The 15,881-nt window shown below is 71.0% G+C and carries 13 protein-coding genes; 7 read left to right on the top strand and 6 right to left on the bottom strand.

Annotation, left to right across the window (positions count from 1 at the left end):
• Positions 1-7 precede the first annotated feature (7 nt).
• Genes ACYVC6_RS21695 through trpD form a run of 3 tightly spaced genes read left to right on the top strand, consistent with a single transcriptional unit; the run spans position 8 to position 2,349 of the window.
• The gene (locus ACYVC6_RS21695; RefSeq protein ID WP_460716626.1) at positions 8-886 is read left to right on the top strand and encodes a cytochrome c oxidase assembly protein; all 879 of its coding nucleotides are present in this window, start codon (positions 8-10) and stop codon (positions 884-886) included.
• Between the two features lie 9 nt (positions 887-895).
• Positions 896-1,303, top strand: coding sequence for an Rv3143 family two-component system response regulator (locus ACYVC6_RS21690; RefSeq protein ID WP_460716625.1), 408 nt, complete (start codon positions 896-898; stop codon positions 1,301-1,303).
• A gap of 8 nt (positions 1,304-1,311) precedes the next feature.
• Positions 1,312-2,349 (top strand): anthranilate phosphoribosyltransferase, encoded by a 1,038-nt coding sequence (gene trpD, locus ACYVC6_RS21685; RefSeq protein ID WP_460716624.1) that lies wholly within the window; start codon positions 1,312-1,314, stop codon positions 2,347-2,349.
• Here the strand turns inward: trpD and ACYVC6_RS21680 are convergent.
• Both ACYVC6_RS21680 and ACYVC6_RS21675 read right to left on the bottom strand, forming a co-directional pair.
• Complete coding sequence (locus ACYVC6_RS21680) at positions 2,342-2,707, bottom strand: DUF2304 family protein (RefSeq protein WP_460716623.1); 366 nt, start codon at positions 2,705-2,707, stop codon at positions 2,342-2,344. The genes trpD and ACYVC6_RS21680 overlap by 8 nt on opposite strands.
• On the bottom strand, positions 2,704-3,402 hold the full coding sequence (locus ACYVC6_RS21675) for a glycosyltransferase family 2 protein (protein ID WP_460716622.1): 699 nt from the start codon (positions 3,400-3,402) through the stop codon (positions 2,704-2,706). Before ACYVC6_RS21675 ends, ACYVC6_RS21680 begins: the two co-directional genes overlap by 4 nt.
• A 161-nt stretch (positions 3,403-3,563) precedes the next feature.
• Here ACYVC6_RS21675 and ACYVC6_RS21670 point away from each other — a divergent pair, with 161 nt between their 5' ends.
• The 4 genes from ACYVC6_RS21670 to ACYVC6_RS21655 are packed head-to-tail and all read left to right on the top strand — an operon-like array spanning position 3,564 to position 8,438.
• Positions 3,564-5,048 (top strand): DUF2142 domain-containing protein, encoded by a 1,485-nt coding sequence (locus ACYVC6_RS21670; protein WP_460716621.1) that lies wholly within the window; start codon positions 3,564-3,566, stop codon positions 5,046-5,048.
• Positions 5,045-5,881, top strand: a complete 837-nt coding sequence (locus ACYVC6_RS21665) for a glycosyltransferase (protein WP_460716619.1) — start codon at positions 5,045-5,047, stop codon at positions 5,879-5,881. Before ACYVC6_RS21670 ends, ACYVC6_RS21665 begins: the two co-directional genes overlap by 4 nt.
• Positions 5,878-6,987, top strand: a complete 1,110-nt coding sequence (locus ACYVC6_RS21660) for a glycosyltransferase family 4 protein (RefSeq protein ID WP_460716618.1) — start codon at positions 5,878-5,880, stop codon at positions 6,985-6,987. The genes ACYVC6_RS21665 and ACYVC6_RS21660 overlap by 4 nt, the downstream gene beginning before the upstream one ends.
• Before the next feature lie 44 nt (positions 6,988-7,031).
• Positions 7,032-8,438: a lipopolysaccharide biosynthesis protein gene (locus tag ACYVC6_RS21655; RefSeq protein WP_460716617.1), complete on the top strand. Its 1,407-nt coding sequence runs from the start codon at positions 7,032-7,034 to the stop codon at positions 8,436-8,438.
• Here the strand turns inward: ACYVC6_RS21655 and ACYVC6_RS21650 are convergent.
• From ACYVC6_RS21650 to ACYVC6_RS21635, 4 genes are all read right to left on the bottom strand, one after another.
• Positions 8,362-9,615: a polysaccharide pyruvyl transferase family protein gene (locus ACYVC6_RS21650; protein ID WP_460716616.1), complete on the bottom strand. Its 1,254-nt coding sequence runs from the start codon at positions 9,613-9,615 to the stop codon at positions 8,362-8,364. The genes ACYVC6_RS21655 and ACYVC6_RS21650 overlap by 77 nt on opposite strands.
• Before the next feature lie 24 nt (positions 9,616-9,639).
• Complete coding sequence (locus ACYVC6_RS21645; protein ID WP_460716614.1) at positions 9,640-13,623, bottom strand: DUF4962 domain-containing protein; 3,984 nt, start codon at positions 13,621-13,623, stop codon at positions 9,640-9,642.
• A 159-nt stretch (positions 13,624-13,782) separates the two neighbouring features.
• Entirely contained in the window at positions 13,783-14,061 is a 279-nt protein-coding gene (locus ACYVC6_RS21640; RefSeq protein WP_460716613.1) for an Lrp/AsnC family transcriptional regulator, read from the bottom strand.
• A gap of 9 nt (positions 14,062-14,070) precedes the next feature.
• Positions 14,071-15,858, bottom strand: coding sequence for a DEDD exonuclease domain-containing protein (locus ACYVC6_RS21635; protein ID WP_460716612.1), 1,788 nt, complete (start codon positions 15,856-15,858; stop codon positions 14,071-14,073).
• Positions 15,859-15,881: the final 23 nt, after the last annotated feature.

The following is a 15,881-nucleotide window of genomic DNA, read 5'->3' as shown; positions in this document are numbered from 1 at the left end:
TGAGAAGGTGCCGCCGTTCGACCCGGGCAGGGTCATCACCGAGTGGGGACTGGCCCCGGTGCCCCTGGTCGTCACCGTCTGGGCAGCCGGTCTCTACCTGGTCGGCGTGCGGGCTCTGAGGCGCCGCGGGGACGCCTGGCCGGCAGGCCGCACCGTGATGTTCGTGGGGGTCGGGATGGGGCTGTTCTACGTCGCCACGTCCTCGGGACTGGCGGCCTACGACACCACCCTGCTGAGCGTGCACATGGTCCAGCACATGGTGCTGTCCATGCTGGTGCCGCTCGCGCTGGCGCTCGGCGCCCCGGTGACTCTGGCCCTGCGCACGCTCCCGCCGGCCCCCAGGCGGTGGCTGCTCACGGTCCTTCACTCGCGGGTCGCCAAGGTGCTGTCCTTCCCACCCTTGACCCTGCTCGTCTACGTGGTCTCGCCATGGGCCCTCTACTTCACCGACTGGTACGCCGCGTCGCTGGAGTCGGCCTACGTGCACGAGATGATGCATCTGCACCTGGTGCTGGTCGGCGCCCTGTTCTTCTGGCCGCTGGCCGGGGTCGACCCGGTCCCGGGGCGGGTCGGCTACCCGTTCCGGATGATGCTGGCGGTGCTCACCCTCCCGTTCCACGCCTTCCTCGGGGTCACGATCATGGGCCAGGAGACTTTGCTGGCCGGCGACCACTACACCCGGCTGCATGAGCAGGCTGGCTACTCGTGGCTGCCCGACGCCATGGACGACCAGCACCTCGCCGGCGGCATCCTGTGGGCCAGCGGCGACCTGATCGGTCTGGTGCTCTTCGGGGTCCTGTTCGTCCAGTGGGTGCGCTCCTCCATGAAGGAGGCCGAACGCGAGGACCGGCGCCTCGATCTGCTCGAGGCACGCGAGCAGCGATAACATCGCGCCGTGGCCGACCAGAAGAACCTCCGCGTCCTCGTCTACAGCGACGACGTGAACACCCGCCAGCAGGTCATCCTCGCCCTGGGCCGCCGGCCGCTCCCGGACCTGCCCGAGGTGACCTACGTCGAGGTGGCGACCGAGCCGGTCGTCATCCAGAACATGGACGCCGGTGGGATCGACCTGGCCATCCTGGACGGCGAGGCAGTCCCGGCCGGGGGCATGGGCATCGCCAAGCAGCTCAAGGACGAGATCTACCAGTGCCCGCCGCTGCTGGTGCTGACCGGTCGCCCACAGGACGCCTGGCTGGCCACCTGGTCGCGCGCCGACGGCGCCGTCCCGCACCCGATCGACCCGATCCAGCTCGCCGAGACCGCGGTCGCGCTGCTGCGCGCGCGGACCCCGGCGACCGCCTGAGCGCTCCGTTGTCCACCTGGCCCGAGGTCCTGGGCGCGCTCGTCACGCGGACCGACCTGACGAGCGACCAGACCGCGTGGGCGATGGGCGAGATCCTCGCCGGTGAGGCGACGCCGGCCCAGATCGCCGGCTTCGCGGTCTCGCTGCGCGCCAAGGGCGAGACCGTCGAAGAGGTCGAGGGACTCGTCGAGGCGATGGCCGAGCACGCGACGCCGATCTCGGTGGAGGGCCGGCTCCTCGACGTCGTCGGCACCGGCGCGGACCGCTCGATGTCGGTCAACATCTCGACGATGGCGGCCATCGTGGCGGCCGGCGCGGGGGCACGGGTCGTCAAGCACGGCAACCGGTCGGCGTCCTCCCAGTCCGGGTCGGCGGACGTCCTCGAGGCGCTCGGGGTGCGGCTCGACCTGTCGCCCGCGCGGGTCGCCGCCCTGGCGACCGAGGTGGGCATCACCTTCTTGTTCGCGGCGGCCTTCAACCCGGCGATGCGCCACACCGCGGTGCCCCGGCGCGAGCTCGGCATCGGCACCACGTTCAACTTCCTGGGCCCGCTCGCCAACCCGGCCAGACCCCAGGCCAACGCCATCGGCTGCGCCGACGCGCGGATGGCGCCGGTCATGGCGGGGGTGTTCGCCCGGCGCGGCGTGGACGCCTGGGTCTTCCGGGGCGACGACGGGCTCGACGAGCTCACCACGACGACGACGTCGTCGGTGTGGGTGGTCAAGGACGGCGAGGTCACGACCGCGAGCGTCGACCCGCTGGCGCACGGCCTGGCACCGGCCACGGTGGCGGACCTACGCGGCGGCGACGCGGCTCACAACGCCGAGGTCGTACGCCGGCTGCTGGCCGGTGAGGCCGGGCCGGTGCGTGACGCGGTGCTGCTCAACGCGGGTGCCGCCCTGGCCGTCGAGCAGGCGGCGTACGACGTGGGGCAGGCGTCCCTCGACGAGAGCCTCGCCGCCGGGATCGCCCGGGCGGCGCAGGCCGTGGACAGCGGTGCCGCTCTGGAGACCCTCGACCGGTGGGTCGAGGCCTCGGCTAGCTGAGGCGGCGCTCCGTGACGGCGGGCTGGTGCGCGTCGGCGTTCGCCTCGTGCAGCGCGAGCCGGCGGGCGAGCTCGACGTAGCGGTCGTGCATCTCGGTGAGCCGCATGTAGAGCCCGATGCTCACGAACAGGAACGTGATGCACAGGAGGTAGAGCAGGAGGTCCGCGCCACGACCCACGCCGACGGCCTGGGCGACCTCGGTCAGTGCGTCGGGGACGAGCACGGCGACGATGCCTACCACGATCGCCGACAGCGCCAGCCCGCGGCGAACCAGCATGCTCAGGGCCGTGCGGCGACCGCGCATCAGCACGAAGGCCGCCGCGGCCAGCGCCGCGATGAGGACGACCTTGATGATCACGCCGTCGCCCGCATCCGGTCGACCATGAGCTCGAACACGATGTTGAGCGCGTTGTAGCCGCGCTGGCCCTTGGCGCGCGAGTAGTCGGTGTAGCTGATGGTCACCGGGTGCTCGGCGTACGTGAAGCCATGGCGCCTGATGAGCGCGAGGATCTCGCTGGCGTGCGACATGCCGTGCAGGCGCAGCCGCACCCGCTCGGCGGCGTCCCGGCGCAGGACCCGCAGGCCGTTGTGGGTGTCGGTGACGCGCAGACCCGTGGTCGAGCGGGTGAACCGCACCGCGGCCTGGACAACCAGACGGCGCGAGCCGGTCATTCCGTGGGCGGCGCCCAGGAACCGGGAGCCGAGGACGACCTGGACGTCGTCGCGGCGCGCGAGGTCCACCATGGCCACTGCGTCGTCCACGTCGTGCTGTCCGTCTGCGTCGAACGTCACGAGGTAGGAGACGTCGAGCCGGTCGAGGGCGTGCCGGATGCCGGTCTCGATGGCGGCGCCCTGGCCCAGGTTGCCCGGGTGGCGCACGACTACAGCGCCGGCCGCCAGGGCCAGCTCGGCGGAGCCGTCGTGGCTGCCGTCGTCCACGCACACCACGTGGGCGAACCGGCGCCGAACACCCTCGACCACCGAGCCGATCATCGCGGCCTCGTTGTGCATCGGGATGACCACGGCGGTGTCGGTCACGCGGCGGTCGCTCACCTTGCCAGCGTAGGAACGGTGGCGTCCGGCGGCGGGGGACTCCGGCAGGTCCGACCGAACGGTTGGGCGGAGTAGCCCGTTCGGGCCAGGGGGTGGTTCCGAACGGGTGGGTGCGGCCCGTCGTCAGGCCCTGGCCCCAGGTGCGCCGTTACCGTCTTCGCGTGAGAGTTGGGGCGCGTGCCGTCGCGTTGATGCTGCTCGGTGTTCTGCTCGCGCAGGCCGCCTGGGTGCTCGCCGTCCCGCCGTTCCGGGGGATGGACGAGATCGACCACGCGTTCCGCGCCGCCGGTGTCGCGAGTGGCCAGTGGCGGCTGACGGAGCCGGCCGAGGGCGGCCGAGGGCTGCTCGTCGAGGTGCCGGCCGAACTGGTCGCTGCCTCGCAGGGCCAGTGCGAGTCCCTGCCCTACATCGAGAGCAACACCTGCGACGGCGACGGGCCCGGCTCGGACGGCACCGTGCTGGCGACCACGTCGGCCGCCGGCTATGTGCCGGTCTACTACTGGATCGTCGGAACAGCGGGGGAGTCGTTCGACGGTGCGCGTTCCCTGTACGCCATGCGCGCGGCGTCGGCCCTGCTGTGCGCCATGGTGCTCGCGATCGGGGTCCTGTGCATGACCACGTGGGTGCGCGGGCCGTGGGCGTTGGTGGGTCTGCTGGTCGGGCTCAGCCCGACCCTCGTCTACACGACTACGGTGGTCGCGCCCAACGGACTGGAGATGGCGGCCGGTCTGTGTCTCTGGGGGGCGTTGCTGGGCCTCGGGACCGGGGTCGTCGATGTCCGGCGGGAACGGAGACTGCTGACCGCCGCAGCGCTGGGCGTGGTGCTGCTGGCCGGTCTCCGGGGGCTGGGTCCCCTCCTCGTCCTGTTGATCCTCTTGAGCGTGGTCGCGCTGCGCGGCGTCAGGCCCCTCCTCGCGGTCGCCGGCCGGCACCCGCTGGTGGTCGGTCTGACTGTCGCCCTCGCCGTGGCCACCAGAGTGGCGGTCTTCGCCTGGAACCGCGGCAACGTCGTGATCCCTCCGGGCGCCCTCAACCGCGAGATCGACCCGAGCTGGGGCCAGGCCCTCCGCTGGCCGAACTGGATCCTCGGCAGCATCGGCGCCTTCCCCTACCGGGACCAGCCCGCCCCCCTGGTGGTCCATGTGCTCGTACTCCTGGTCCTGGTCACGTTGCTCGTCGCGGCCGTGCGGCACGGTGACTCGTCGGCACGTCGGGCGGTGGTGCTCTCCGCCCTGTTGTGCCTCGCAGTTCCCTCGGTCCTGGTGGCGTTGACGCTGGAGAGTCGCGGTGGCATCTGGCAGGGGCGCTACCTGCTGCCGTTCATGGCCGGCGTGATGGTGCTGGCCGGGCTTGCCCTGGACCACGCGCGGTGGCGGATCGGGCGTCGCGACCGCGGCCTGCATCTGCTGGCAGTCGCGATGCTGGCGGTGGCGCACGTCGTCTCGGTGGTCCACGTCCAGCTGGCCGAGCTCGACCGGGACGTGTCGGCGCAGGACCCCGGCTGGGCACACCCCCCCATCGCCGTCACCGCGGCGCTGGCGCTGGCCGGGTGGTCGGTCCTCGGCGCCGTGGCCCTCAGGTTCCGCGCCGGTCGGGCGGCGGAACCGGCAGAACCCGCAGCGACAGCCCAGTCGAACGCGACATGACCGACGACCACACGGACCTCTCGGTCGTGCTGCCGGTCTATGCCGGCGTCGATCCCGAGCACCTCGCCGCTGCCCTCGACAGCATCTATGAGCAGACCCTCCCGGCGCGCGAGGTGGTGGTGGTCGAGGACGGCCCGCTGACGCCGGAGCAGCACCGCGTGCTGGCCGCTTTCGCGGCGCGGCACCCGGGCGTCGTCCGGGTTCCGCTGAGCGTCAACCAGGGCGCGGGAGTGGCCAACCAGGCCGGGCTCCAGGCCGCGACCGGCGCCTGGATCGCCAAGGCCGACGCCGACGACCTGCTGGTCCCGCACCGCTTCGAGCGTCAGGTCGCGGCCCTGCGCGAGTCCGGGGCGGATCTCTGCGGCTCGGCCATGTGGGAGTTCGACGAGGATCCGGACCGTCCTCTCCGACTGCGGTCCAACCCGCTCGATCACGAGGCGATCGCCCGGCGGATGCGCTTCAACAACCCGATCAACCACCCGACGGTCGTCTACCGGCGGAGTCTGGCCCTGGAGGTCGGCGGCTACCCGACGATGCGGTACATGCAGGACTACGACCTGTTCGCGCGGCTCCTGGCCGGGGGAGCGCGGCTCACGAACCTGGACGAGCCGCTGGTGCTGTTCCGTGCCGGCGACTCGATGCGCAAGCGCCGGTCCGCGCGCGGCTACCTCGCGCTCGAGCTCGAGCTGCAGCGGCGACTCCGCTCCTACGGGGTCATCGGCCCGGGGACCATGGCGCGGAACCTTGCGGTCCGCTGGGCGTTCCGGCTGCTGCCGCAGCGGCTCGTCCGAACGACGTACGCCCGTCTGCTCTCGACGCCGGTCGCACGATGAGCGGCGCGTCCTACGAAGTGCTCGTCGTGACGACGTGGTTCCCCGACGCCACGGCCGCCAGCCGCACGCCGTTCATCGTCGAGCACGTCCGCGCGGCTGTGGAGCAGGGCCATCGGGTCCGGGTGCTTCACGTCCTGCTGGGCGGCCGGGATGCTGGGAGTTCGACCGCAACTCTCGACCTCGCGGTGAGCCGTGTGGTCCTCAACCCCAGGAGACCCTGGACCGTTCTGCGCGCGTGGCGACACGTCCGGGAGGCTCTTCGCGACACAGACGTCCTCCACACGATGGCGTTCTCGTCAGCGCTCGTGTGTGCGCTCCCTTGGCTGAGCCGTCGGCGCCCATGGGTCCACACCGAGCACTGGAACGGTGTGTCGGAGCCCGGGAGCGTCGGCACCTGGTGGATGAGACTGCGTTGGACGCGTCACGTCCTCCGGCTGCCTCATCTCGTCACCGGCGTGACACCTGCGTTGGCCGACCGGATGAGTGACTTCACGCGGCGGGACGCAACGAGGGTGGTGCCGTGCGTGGTGGAACCGCCCGGTGCCCCTGCGCCCTGGCCGGGCCAGCCACCGCTGCGCCTCGTCGGCGTTGGGCTCCTCAATGATCGCAAGGACCCGCTCCTCGCGGTCGAGACGATCCACCGGCTGCGAAAGTCCGGCATGGACGTGCACTACACGTGGGTGGGCGACGGGCCGCTCCGCGCGGCCGTCGAGGCGCGAGTGATCCAGCTGGGACTGAGCGGACACGTGTCGCTGGTCGGTGCCGTCGACCCCAGCGAGGTCTGGCGTCATCTGTCCGCCGCGCACCTCTTCTTCCTGCCCAGCCACCAGGAGAACTTCTTCACGGCCGTGGCGGAGGCCATTGCCGTGGGAAGACCGGCGGTCGTCCCGGCCAGCGGCGGGTTCGTCGCGTACTGCACCCCGGACAACTCCGTGCTGGTCGACTCGTGGGACGTGCCCGCGCTGGCCGCGGCCATAAGTCGCGGCGCGGCACTCCTCGACCGCACCTCGGCCCTGGAGGTCGCCGCCACGCTCGGCCGCAGCTTTGACCGGAGCGAGGTGGGAAGGACGTTCTCCACCCTCTACGACGAGGTCGTCGCGCGGTGACGAGTTCCCCTCGCAGGCAGCTCGGCCGGCTGCACGGGCGCAGTATGTCCGCATCGATGACGTGGTCGGTGGCCGGCACAGTCGCGCAGGGCCTCACCAGACTGGGTTTCAGCGTCCTCGTGGGACGGGTCGCGGGTCCGCACACCCTGGGTGACGTCGGGCTGTTGGTGTCCCTCGCCACCTTTCTGGCGCTGTGCGGTCCGCAGGCGATCGCGTCGACCGCCGCACGGCTGGTGGCGGCGACGAGAGGGGTGGACGACGACGTCGTCGCTCACCTGGCGGTGCGGGTGGCACTCACCACCGCTGTCGTCCTGGGCCTGCTGGCAGCGGGAGTGTCACTCCTCCTGGGGAACGGCCGTCTGCTCAGCCTCGAGTGCGGCGGACTGGTGGTCGCGTACTCGAGCTATCTCGTGGTCCGAGGCATCCGCATCGGCCGCGGCCAGTTCGCGACGGCCGCGCTGTGGGACGCCCTCGGATCCACCGTGGCCCTGTCGCTGGTGATGCTCGCGCTACTGACCGAACGCAGTGAGCTGCTGCTGGTGCCGTTGATCGTGGGATACCTGGTCGCCGGTTTGCGGGGCTGGCCGCACCCCGGCGACACCGCCTCGGCAGAGGTCCGCAGGAGTCTGGTCCGTCACGCCGCCTGGGGCACTGTCTTCGTGCTGTCGTGGGCCGGGCTGCTTCAGCTCACCATGGTCATCGCCGGAAGCCGTGCCGAGGCGGCGGAGGTCGGCCTCTACACGGCTGCCCTGGCGCTGGCCACTCCGGGCGCCTTGCTGGCCGTGGCCGTCCGTACGGCCTTCGTGCCGGAGCTGGCCGAGCTCCACGCCGCGGGACACGAGCGGCAGCTGTCCAAGCGCGTGGATCGGCTGATGCGTGGGACGGTGCTCATCGCTCTGCCTCCCTTCGCTGTGGCGGGTCTCCTCGCGAGTCCCCTGCTGAGACTGGTGTTCGGCGCGGACTTCCAGAGCGCGGACAGGTACTTGGTTCCGCTCCTGTTCGGGACCGCGCTCAGTGCGGTGACGGCCCACCAGGCGTGGCTGCTGAACGGACCGGCGTGGGGTGTCCGGGTCCTGGCCGTATCGGCGTTGGCCGCCTTGTGCCTCGGGGTTGTCATCACGGTTGCCGGTGCGGAGTCATACGGGATGGCGGCGGCATCGACCGGCTTCCTCGCGGGGTCAGTGCTGTTCACGCTGGTTCCGTACGTCGTCGTGTGGGTGCGGTCGGGCCAACGGTGGGGCTGGCTCACCGTGCGTGCGGCTGCGGGCTACACGGCTTGGCTTGCCATGATCCAGGTCGCTGATGGTGACCCGGCGCGGGTCGTCGCTTCGGCGTCCTTCGTCCTTGGCTGGCTCGTGCTGAACCTCGGAGACCTCAGGATGCTGCGGCAGAGCTCCGCTCGTCCACGAGCTCGCGGAGCACGGCCGCCGGCCGCTGGGCACGCGCCCTGAGCTCCTGGAGGGTGTCCTCGCTGACGATCGCGTCCCGGCCGTGCCAGCACTGCTGAACCTTCGCTCGCATCCACGCGACGTCCGAGTCCTCGATCGAGATGACGAAGTCCGCCAGGCCCAGGGACGAGAAGAGCTCGATTGTCTTGAACTCGTAGGCCACCGCGATGACCGGCACCCGCGCCAGGAGCGCCATGATCGCCAGGTGCATCCGGGTGCTGACCACGACTCGTGCCCCGGCCACCACTGCCATCAGCTCGTCAGGACGGTGGAACTCTCGGTCGATCATCACCGGGAGGTCGCCGAGGAGGAGGTCGGCGTGCGCCGCGTCGTCGTAGGCGTAGCTCGGGACGCCCTGGCAGGTTGACGAGGCCTGCACCGAAGCGCCGGATGCGGCGAGCTCCTGGACGGCGGCTCGCATCATGTCGCGATAGCCGCCGACGTCGAGGGCACTGGTGTCGACGCCCCGTGACCATTCGCGCACGCTGACGATGGCCACGTCCGACGGGCTCACCTGATCGTGGGGCGCCGGCTCGAGAGCGAAGACGGCGTCCGGCGCGAGCTCGAGACGTGCTGGGCTCGCGGTGGCCCGGGTCCAGGCCTCCATGGACCGTCGATCGCGGCAGAACACCGCGTCGACGTTCCTCCCGATCCGGCGGGCCAGGAACCGCGCCTGGCGAGTCTCGAACGGCCCCATGCTCTGGGTCCAGAGCAGCACCGGCTTGCCGAGCGCCCGGGCGACACGGATCTCGGCGTAGCGGTGGAGGAAGCTGTAGTGGTCGACGAGGTAGGTGCCGCCGGAGCTGACGACCGCGCTGCACGTGCGCAGCTCGCGCAGCGCGGTGCCGATCCACGAACGACGAGCGCCAGGCGCGTGCGCGAGGAGGTGGAGCGACCAGGGCACGAGGCTGCAGGCGATGAGCAACCCACACAGACCGACCTGCCACACGATCCAGACGGCTCGGGGTCCCCGTCGAGGCACCAGTGCGACCTGTTGCCGAACCGACCACTCCGGGTAATGAGCGGCCGTCTCGGCGGCGGCTGCGTCGAAGACGACCACCTCGACCGGTGTGGGCGACCACTGACGCTCGAGCGACTGCCTGATCGCCTGGAGGATCGCGGCGTCCCCCGTGTTGGACAGCACCGCATTGGTCACCGCAATCCGCACTGAATTGCTCACAGGGGATGCTACCGACCGGGGCTGCTACCGACCGAGCACGACCAACGTGAGTCTCTTCGACTTGGAGGCGGCCGTGGCGGTGCTGCCGAGGTAGAACACCTTCAGCTTGTGCTTCCCTGGCGGCAGCTTCTTGAGCCGGATGGTGAGGTCGCCGTCCGAGTCGTTCTTCAGCTGAACAGTGGCGAGCACCTTGGTGCCCTTCTTGACCTGGACCTTGCCCAGGGGCACGCCAAGGTCGAGCACGTCGACGTGGATCAGCAGCACCCCGCGAGCCCGCTTGGGGATCTTCTTGGCCTTCAAGGACGCGGTCGTCGTGGTGGCGAGCTTGGCGACGGGGAGCTCGTTGCTGTACGCCTCACCCGGCACGAAGCCCGTCTTGCTCGCCGTGACCCGCACCTTGACCGGCAGTCCCGCGTCGCGGGTGCGCACGATGTAGGTGCTCTTGGTCTCCTTGGCGACGGCGAGCCCGTCGACGAACCACTGGTAGGTGAACGTCGCCCCACTGCCCCAGCTGCCTGGGTCGGCCGTCAGAGTCTCGCGCGCGGCCGCGACGCCGGTGATGGACGGTGGGACGCTCGGCGTGATGGTGTCGCCCAGCGCGCCCATGATGGTGTTGCTCGTCGAGGTGCCGGTCTTGTAGCCCGGCCGGGTCCCGGTCGCCTTGACGGTGATCGCCTTGTCGACGTCGGCCGAGACCACGTCGTAGGTCAGGCCAGTCTGCCCGGAGATGGGCGAGGTGCCCCGGTACCACTGGTAGGTGGTCGTCACGGTGGCCGGCGGCATGTTCCATGTCGGCGGGTTGAGCGTGAGGGGCGTCCCGACCTTGCCGGTGCCGCTGATGCTGACCGGCGTGGTCGCGCTCGGGGTGTCGATCACCGTGAACGGCCGCCACTCGGAGGGCGCGAGCAGGTGGCCGGCGCTGTCGAGGCCGGTGACCCGCCACTCCCAGCTGCCGCCGGCGATCGCCGCCGTGGGCGCCCAGGACAGGGCCGGCGTCGTCACCGCCTCGGCGACGACCGAGCCACCGGCCAAGCGGCGCTCGAACTTGTACTTGGTCGCCTCCGCGAGCGCCTCCCAGGTGAAGAGCCCGTCGGACGGCTCGACCTGGGCGGAGGGCGCAGGGGAGGCCAGCGACACCGCGGGCGCGGTCACGGAGAAGACGCGCAGGGCGCTCCAGCCGCCGGGGCGGTTCTTGGCGTCGTTGCGGCGGACCCGCCAGGTGTAGGGGCCGAGCGTCGGGTCGAGGTTGTTGAGCACGTGGGCGACCCGGCTGGTCGTGGCGTTGACGACACGGTTGGCCACGTTGGGCACCATGTCCGGTGAGCCGCCGCTGGCTTTGTAGACCTCCACGACGTAGGTAGCCGCGAAGTTCAAGGGCTGCCAGGACAGGGCCGAGTTGCCCGGGACGGTGGCGTCGGCGAGCGGCAGGGCCAGGGCAGGGGTCGGTGACTGCTTCACGAAGGAGCGGATCTCGCTCCAGGCCAGCAGGTTGTTCGACCCGTCGACCGCCTGGACCCGCCAGTAGTTCGTGCCCTCGGGATAGGTGTCGGCGAAGGAGGTGAACGTGCGTTGGTCCACCGTGCTGGTCGTCACGCCGGTGGTGAAGTTCGGGTCGGTGGAGGTCTGGATCCGGTAGTGGCGCGCCTCGGTGGTGGCCGGGGTGTCCAAGGGGGTGCCGGTGTCGGGGTCGAGGGAGCCGTCGACGACGGACTGGCTCGCCAGGTAGTCGTCCCACGCGAAGGTGACGTCGTTGGCCACCTGGGCGCCATCGGCCGGCGAGACCAGGGTCAGCGGGCGGCTCTGCTTGTTGAACGCGTGCTGGGCGTGGGCCGGGGCCCGGCAGAAGCCTGCCGTGGTGCAGGGCACGACCTCCCAGAAGTACGCGGAACCCGCCTGGCTGTCGGCGAGCGCGGCCACGTCGACGTACGCCGTCGAGGTCACCGGGATCGGGGGCTCGACCAGGTTGGTGAGCTCCTTGTCGCGGGCGATGTAGAGCAGGTAGTAGCCGACGTTGGGCTCGGGCGATGCCCAGCCCATCACCGGTGTCTGCCGGAGGTTCTGGCAGGTGGCGGGCAACGTCGCGTCGCACGTGTCGAGGGTGGTCCCGACGTTCCCGGTCAGGCTGTTGCCACTGAGAGCAGCCCGGTAGCTGCCGGGGTCGACGGCGGGCAGCTCGCTGATCGTGAAGGTGCCGATACCGCCGGCCACGGGGCTGCCCACCGGGGGGTAGGCCTCGACGTACCACTCGTAGCTACCGGGCGAGAGGTGGGTGGTGCTGATGTCCTCCCCCGCGGGGAAGAGGAACTCGGCGTTCACCGTGGACCAACCGGAGGATGTTCCCGCGCGGCGCAAGTACAGCTTGTAGAAGTCCGCGTCCGTGACCGGCAGCCACTTGAGGGTCGGGAACCGGTAGCCGGCACCCACCGCCACGGGGTCCGGGTTGGGCGCGGCGTACGTCGGGCCGGTGTACGCCTCCAACGTGAAGGACGGCTGGCTGGAGAGCACCCGCCCCGCCCCGAGACGCCCCTTCTCGTCGATTGTGCGCACATCCCATTGGTAGGCGGCCGCGGGGAGATCGCGCGGGGTGAACGACGTGGACGGTGTCGTGTAGTTGAGGACGTCGCCGTTGCCGGTGATCGTGACCCGGTACTTCGAGGCGCCGGCGACGGGGTCCCAGTGCAGGGTCGGGACGGTGACCGTGGCGCCGTCCGCGGGGGCCGTGGTGTCCACCAGGCCCGGGTGGTAGGTGAACCAGCGGACCTGGGCCGAGATCACGTCGGTGATCGGCTTGGCCGCCGAGAGCTCGTCGATCGCCTTGACCCGCCAGTAGTAGGTGCCGAGAGCGGCGGGGAAGCACTCGTCCTCCGCGGTCTCGTCGCCCTTCGCCAAGGTCGTGTGCACCGTGGTGCAGGTGGTGACCAGGTTGGCCGGGGTGAACGACGGGTTCGTGCTGACCTCGACGGTGTACTTGCTGGCGAGCTCGACCGGGGTCCACTGGAAGTAGAACGGGTCGCCGACCGTCGCCTCGTGGGCCGGGTACTGCAGGGACGGCTGGTTGGGCCAGCTGCGCCGGAACTGCCAGATCGGGACCTGCGACCAGTCCAGCTTGTTGCCGGCCGCGTCGGCCGGGCGGACCCTCCAGTAGTACTGGTCGTTGCCGAGCGTCCCCACTGGCGAGTAGCGGGTGCCGTGGATGTTGACTTGCTCGGTGTAGGTCAGGAAGTTCGAGTCGGTGCTGATCTGCAGGTCGTAGAGCTTGGCCCCGGGGATCGGGTCCCAGTCGAGGACGACGTCCTGGATGTCCTGGTTGATGTCGTCGTTGGGGTACTGCGGCTCGCCGGCCGGAGGGGAGAGCCCGAGGACCTCGTAGGTGAGACCCGCGGACCAGGCCGTCGTGATCCCCGCAGCCAGCACCGCGCGGACCCGCCAGTTGTAGACGCCGGGGGCCTGGAGACCGACGACGTAGGACGTGCTCTCGGTCGACTGGGTGGTCGTCTGGTCGACGAAGTTCGGGTCGGTGCCGTACTGCACCTCGTAGCTGTCGGCGCCGGCGACCGGCTCCCAGGTGAGGACCGGCGGAGACTGGGGCTGCGGCAGTTGGACGCCGTCGGCCGGGCCGGTGACGGTCGGTGCGGCGCTCACGTCGACGGTGAACGTCTCGGTGGCCCACGCGTCCCCCGCGCCGTTCACGCGGACCCGCCAGTGGAGGAGGCCGGCGGGCAGCTGCTTGGTCGGGACGTACTGGCGGTTGACGGTGGCCGTCTGGTTGACCAGCAGGGTGGTGAACGTGTCGGTAGCCGCGACCTGGAGATCGTAGGAGGTCGCCCCGGCGACCCGGTCCCAGGCGAGCACCGGGATGCCCACGACGGACTCGCCGCCCGAAGGGGACAAGTTGGTCGGAGGTGCGGCCGAGGCGGGGGTGGCGGGAAGCAGCGACAAGGCCGTCGTCATCACGAGGCAGGCGACAGCACCGCCGAGCGCGCGGAGGCGCAGGCGTGTGGTGGACACGTGGATTCCTCCCGAAAGGTGACCGGACTTGGCCCGTCCGTCGAGGCTAGGCGGGCTGGGAGCCGTGCGTGGTCAAACGCGGACCCCGTGGCCCGATCGGGCCATGTGTGCCGGCCGATGGGGGGAGGCTTCCCTGGCCGCCGGGCGGGAGAGGACGGCTCACTCGAGGCCGAGGGAGAACGCGGCCTCGAGGTCGTGACGGGAGTAGGTGCGGAAGGCGATGTGCGTCTCGGTCGAGGTGACCCCCGGAACCTTGTTGAGCCGGTCGGCGACCGTGGTGGCGACTGCGTCGTGGTCGCGCACGCGCACCAGCGCGATCAGGTCGATCTGGCCGGTGACGGAGTAGACCTCGCTGACGCCGTCGAGGGCGGCGATGGCCTCACCGACCTCGGGGATCCGGGCGACGTCGGCCTTCACGAACACGATGGCGGTGATCACGGGGCCACGCTACCGAGCCGGCCGGGCGACCGGCATGAGGTCACGGCGTTCCGCGAAGGGGATCAGCGCGCGACGTGACTGCTCGACCGCGTCGTGCACCGCGAGTCGCCCGCCCGCGCCGAAGACCGGGCAGCTCCACTCGCCCTCGATGTCAACGAGCCGCACGCCGGGGGTCTCGAGCCAACGCAGGACCTTCTCGGACTCCTCCGCCGTCGCCGCCCCCACCGGGCCGAGGCCGGGGAGCACGGTCTCCGCCGAGTCGCCGAGCTCCTCGACGTACTGCCTGGCGTCGGCTCCCGAGGGAATCACCCCCGCCGCGGCGAGTCGGCCGTAGCGCACGACGTGGACGGCCCAGCGGCCGTCGTCCTCGCGGCGTACGGCGACCAGCTGGGGGCAGCGGGTGAGGGAGGAGAGCCGCTGGGTGCGGGAGCTGGCGCGGACGAAGGCCGCGAGGCGGTCGCGATGGACCCCGGCCTCCTCGAACCGTTGGTCCTCGGCGAGGCCGGCCATCCGGCTGTTGATCGCCTCGACCACCTCGTCGGGACGCTGCAGCAGCGTGTCGCGCAGCGTCCGCACTACAGAGGCGTAGGTCGCCTCGTCGACGCTGCCGTCGCAGGGCGCCAGGCAGCGGCCCATCTCGGCGAGCACGCAGGCGCTGCGGGAAGGATGTCGGGCGAGCCGGTCGGTGCACTGCCGGACCGGAAAGGTCTCGTGCAGGGCCGCGAGACACTTCTCGGCGACCTGGCGCGAGCCGAACGGGCCGAGGTAGTCGGCGTCGTCGTCGAGGACCTTCTTGACCAGTGAGAGGCGCGGCCACGTCTCCCGGGTGAGCTTGACGAAATGGGCCTTCTCCGGAAACCGCGAACGGCGGTTGTAGCGCGGCTTGTGCTGCGCGATGAGCCGCAGCTCGCGGACCTCGGCCTCCAGGGCGGTGCTGCACGTGATGCCTTGGACGCTCTGGGCGAGGCCGACCATCTCGCCCATCCGGGACCGGGTCTCGGAGGCGGTGAAGTAGCTGCGCACCCGGGTGCGCAGGTCGCGCGACGTGCCGACGTAGAGGACCTGGCCGCGGTCGTCGCGGAACAGGTAGACCCCGGGCTCGTGCGGCAGCCCCTCGGCGAGATGGCGTTTCTTGCGTTGGGCCGTGGAGACGCGGGACGAGAAGGTCTGCAGCTCCTCCAGTGTGTGCACCCCGAGACCGCCCAGCCTCTCCATCAGCCCGTGGAGGACGTCGACCGTGGCCTTGGCGTCGGAGAGCGCGCGGTGGTTGGGGGTGGTCGTGGACCGGAACGCCCGCGCCAGCGACGACAGCTTGCAGTTGGGCGCGTCGTCGCGGGTGATCACCCGCCGGGCCAGCTTGGCGGTGTCGACGACCTCGAATCCCGGCCAGGCCCGGCCCTGCTGTTGGGCGAAGTGGCGGAGGAAACCCACGTCGAACGGCGCGTTGTGGGCGACCAGGACGGTGCCGGCCGCGAACTCCAGGAAGGCCGGCAGCGCCGAGTCGATGGTCGGTGCGTCGCTGACCATCGAGTTGCTGATGCCGGTCAGCACGGCGATGAAGGGCGGGATCTCGGTGTGCGGGTTGACCAGGGTCTGGAACTCGCCGAGCACCTCGCCGCCGCGCACCTTGACGGCGCCGATCTCGGTGATCATCGAGCCGGCCTCGGCCGAGCCGCCGGTGGTCTCGAGGTCGACGACGGTGAAGGTGACCTCGCGCAGCGGGCGGCCGAGCTCGTCGAAGGTGCGCTGACACTCCCAACGCGCACTGTCGGCGGTCGCCGACGTCCCGGTAGCCATGTGGCGACGGTAGGTCCGGTCGC

Source organism: Nocardioides dilutus, from assembly GCF_054779555.1.
This window is presented reverse-complemented; position numbering and strand designations above follow the sequence as displayed.

Coding starts and splice junctions, on each gene's coding strand:
- ACYVC6_RS21665 (WP_460716619.1), top strand. CDS start 5,045: ATGACCGACGACCACACGGACCTCTCGGTCGTGCTGCCGGTCTATGCC.
- ACYVC6_RS21660 (WP_460716618.1), top strand. CDS start 5,878: ATGAGCGGCGCGTCCTACGAAGTGCTCGTCGTGACGACGTGGTTCCCC.
- ACYVC6_RS21655 (WP_460716617.1), top strand. CDS start 7,032: ATGTCCGCATCGATGACGTGGTCGGTGGCCGGCACAGTCGCGCAGGGC.
- ACYVC6_RS21635 (WP_460716612.1), bottom strand. CDS start 15,858: ATGGCTACCGGGACGTCGGCGACCGCCGACAGTGCGCGTTGGGAGTGT.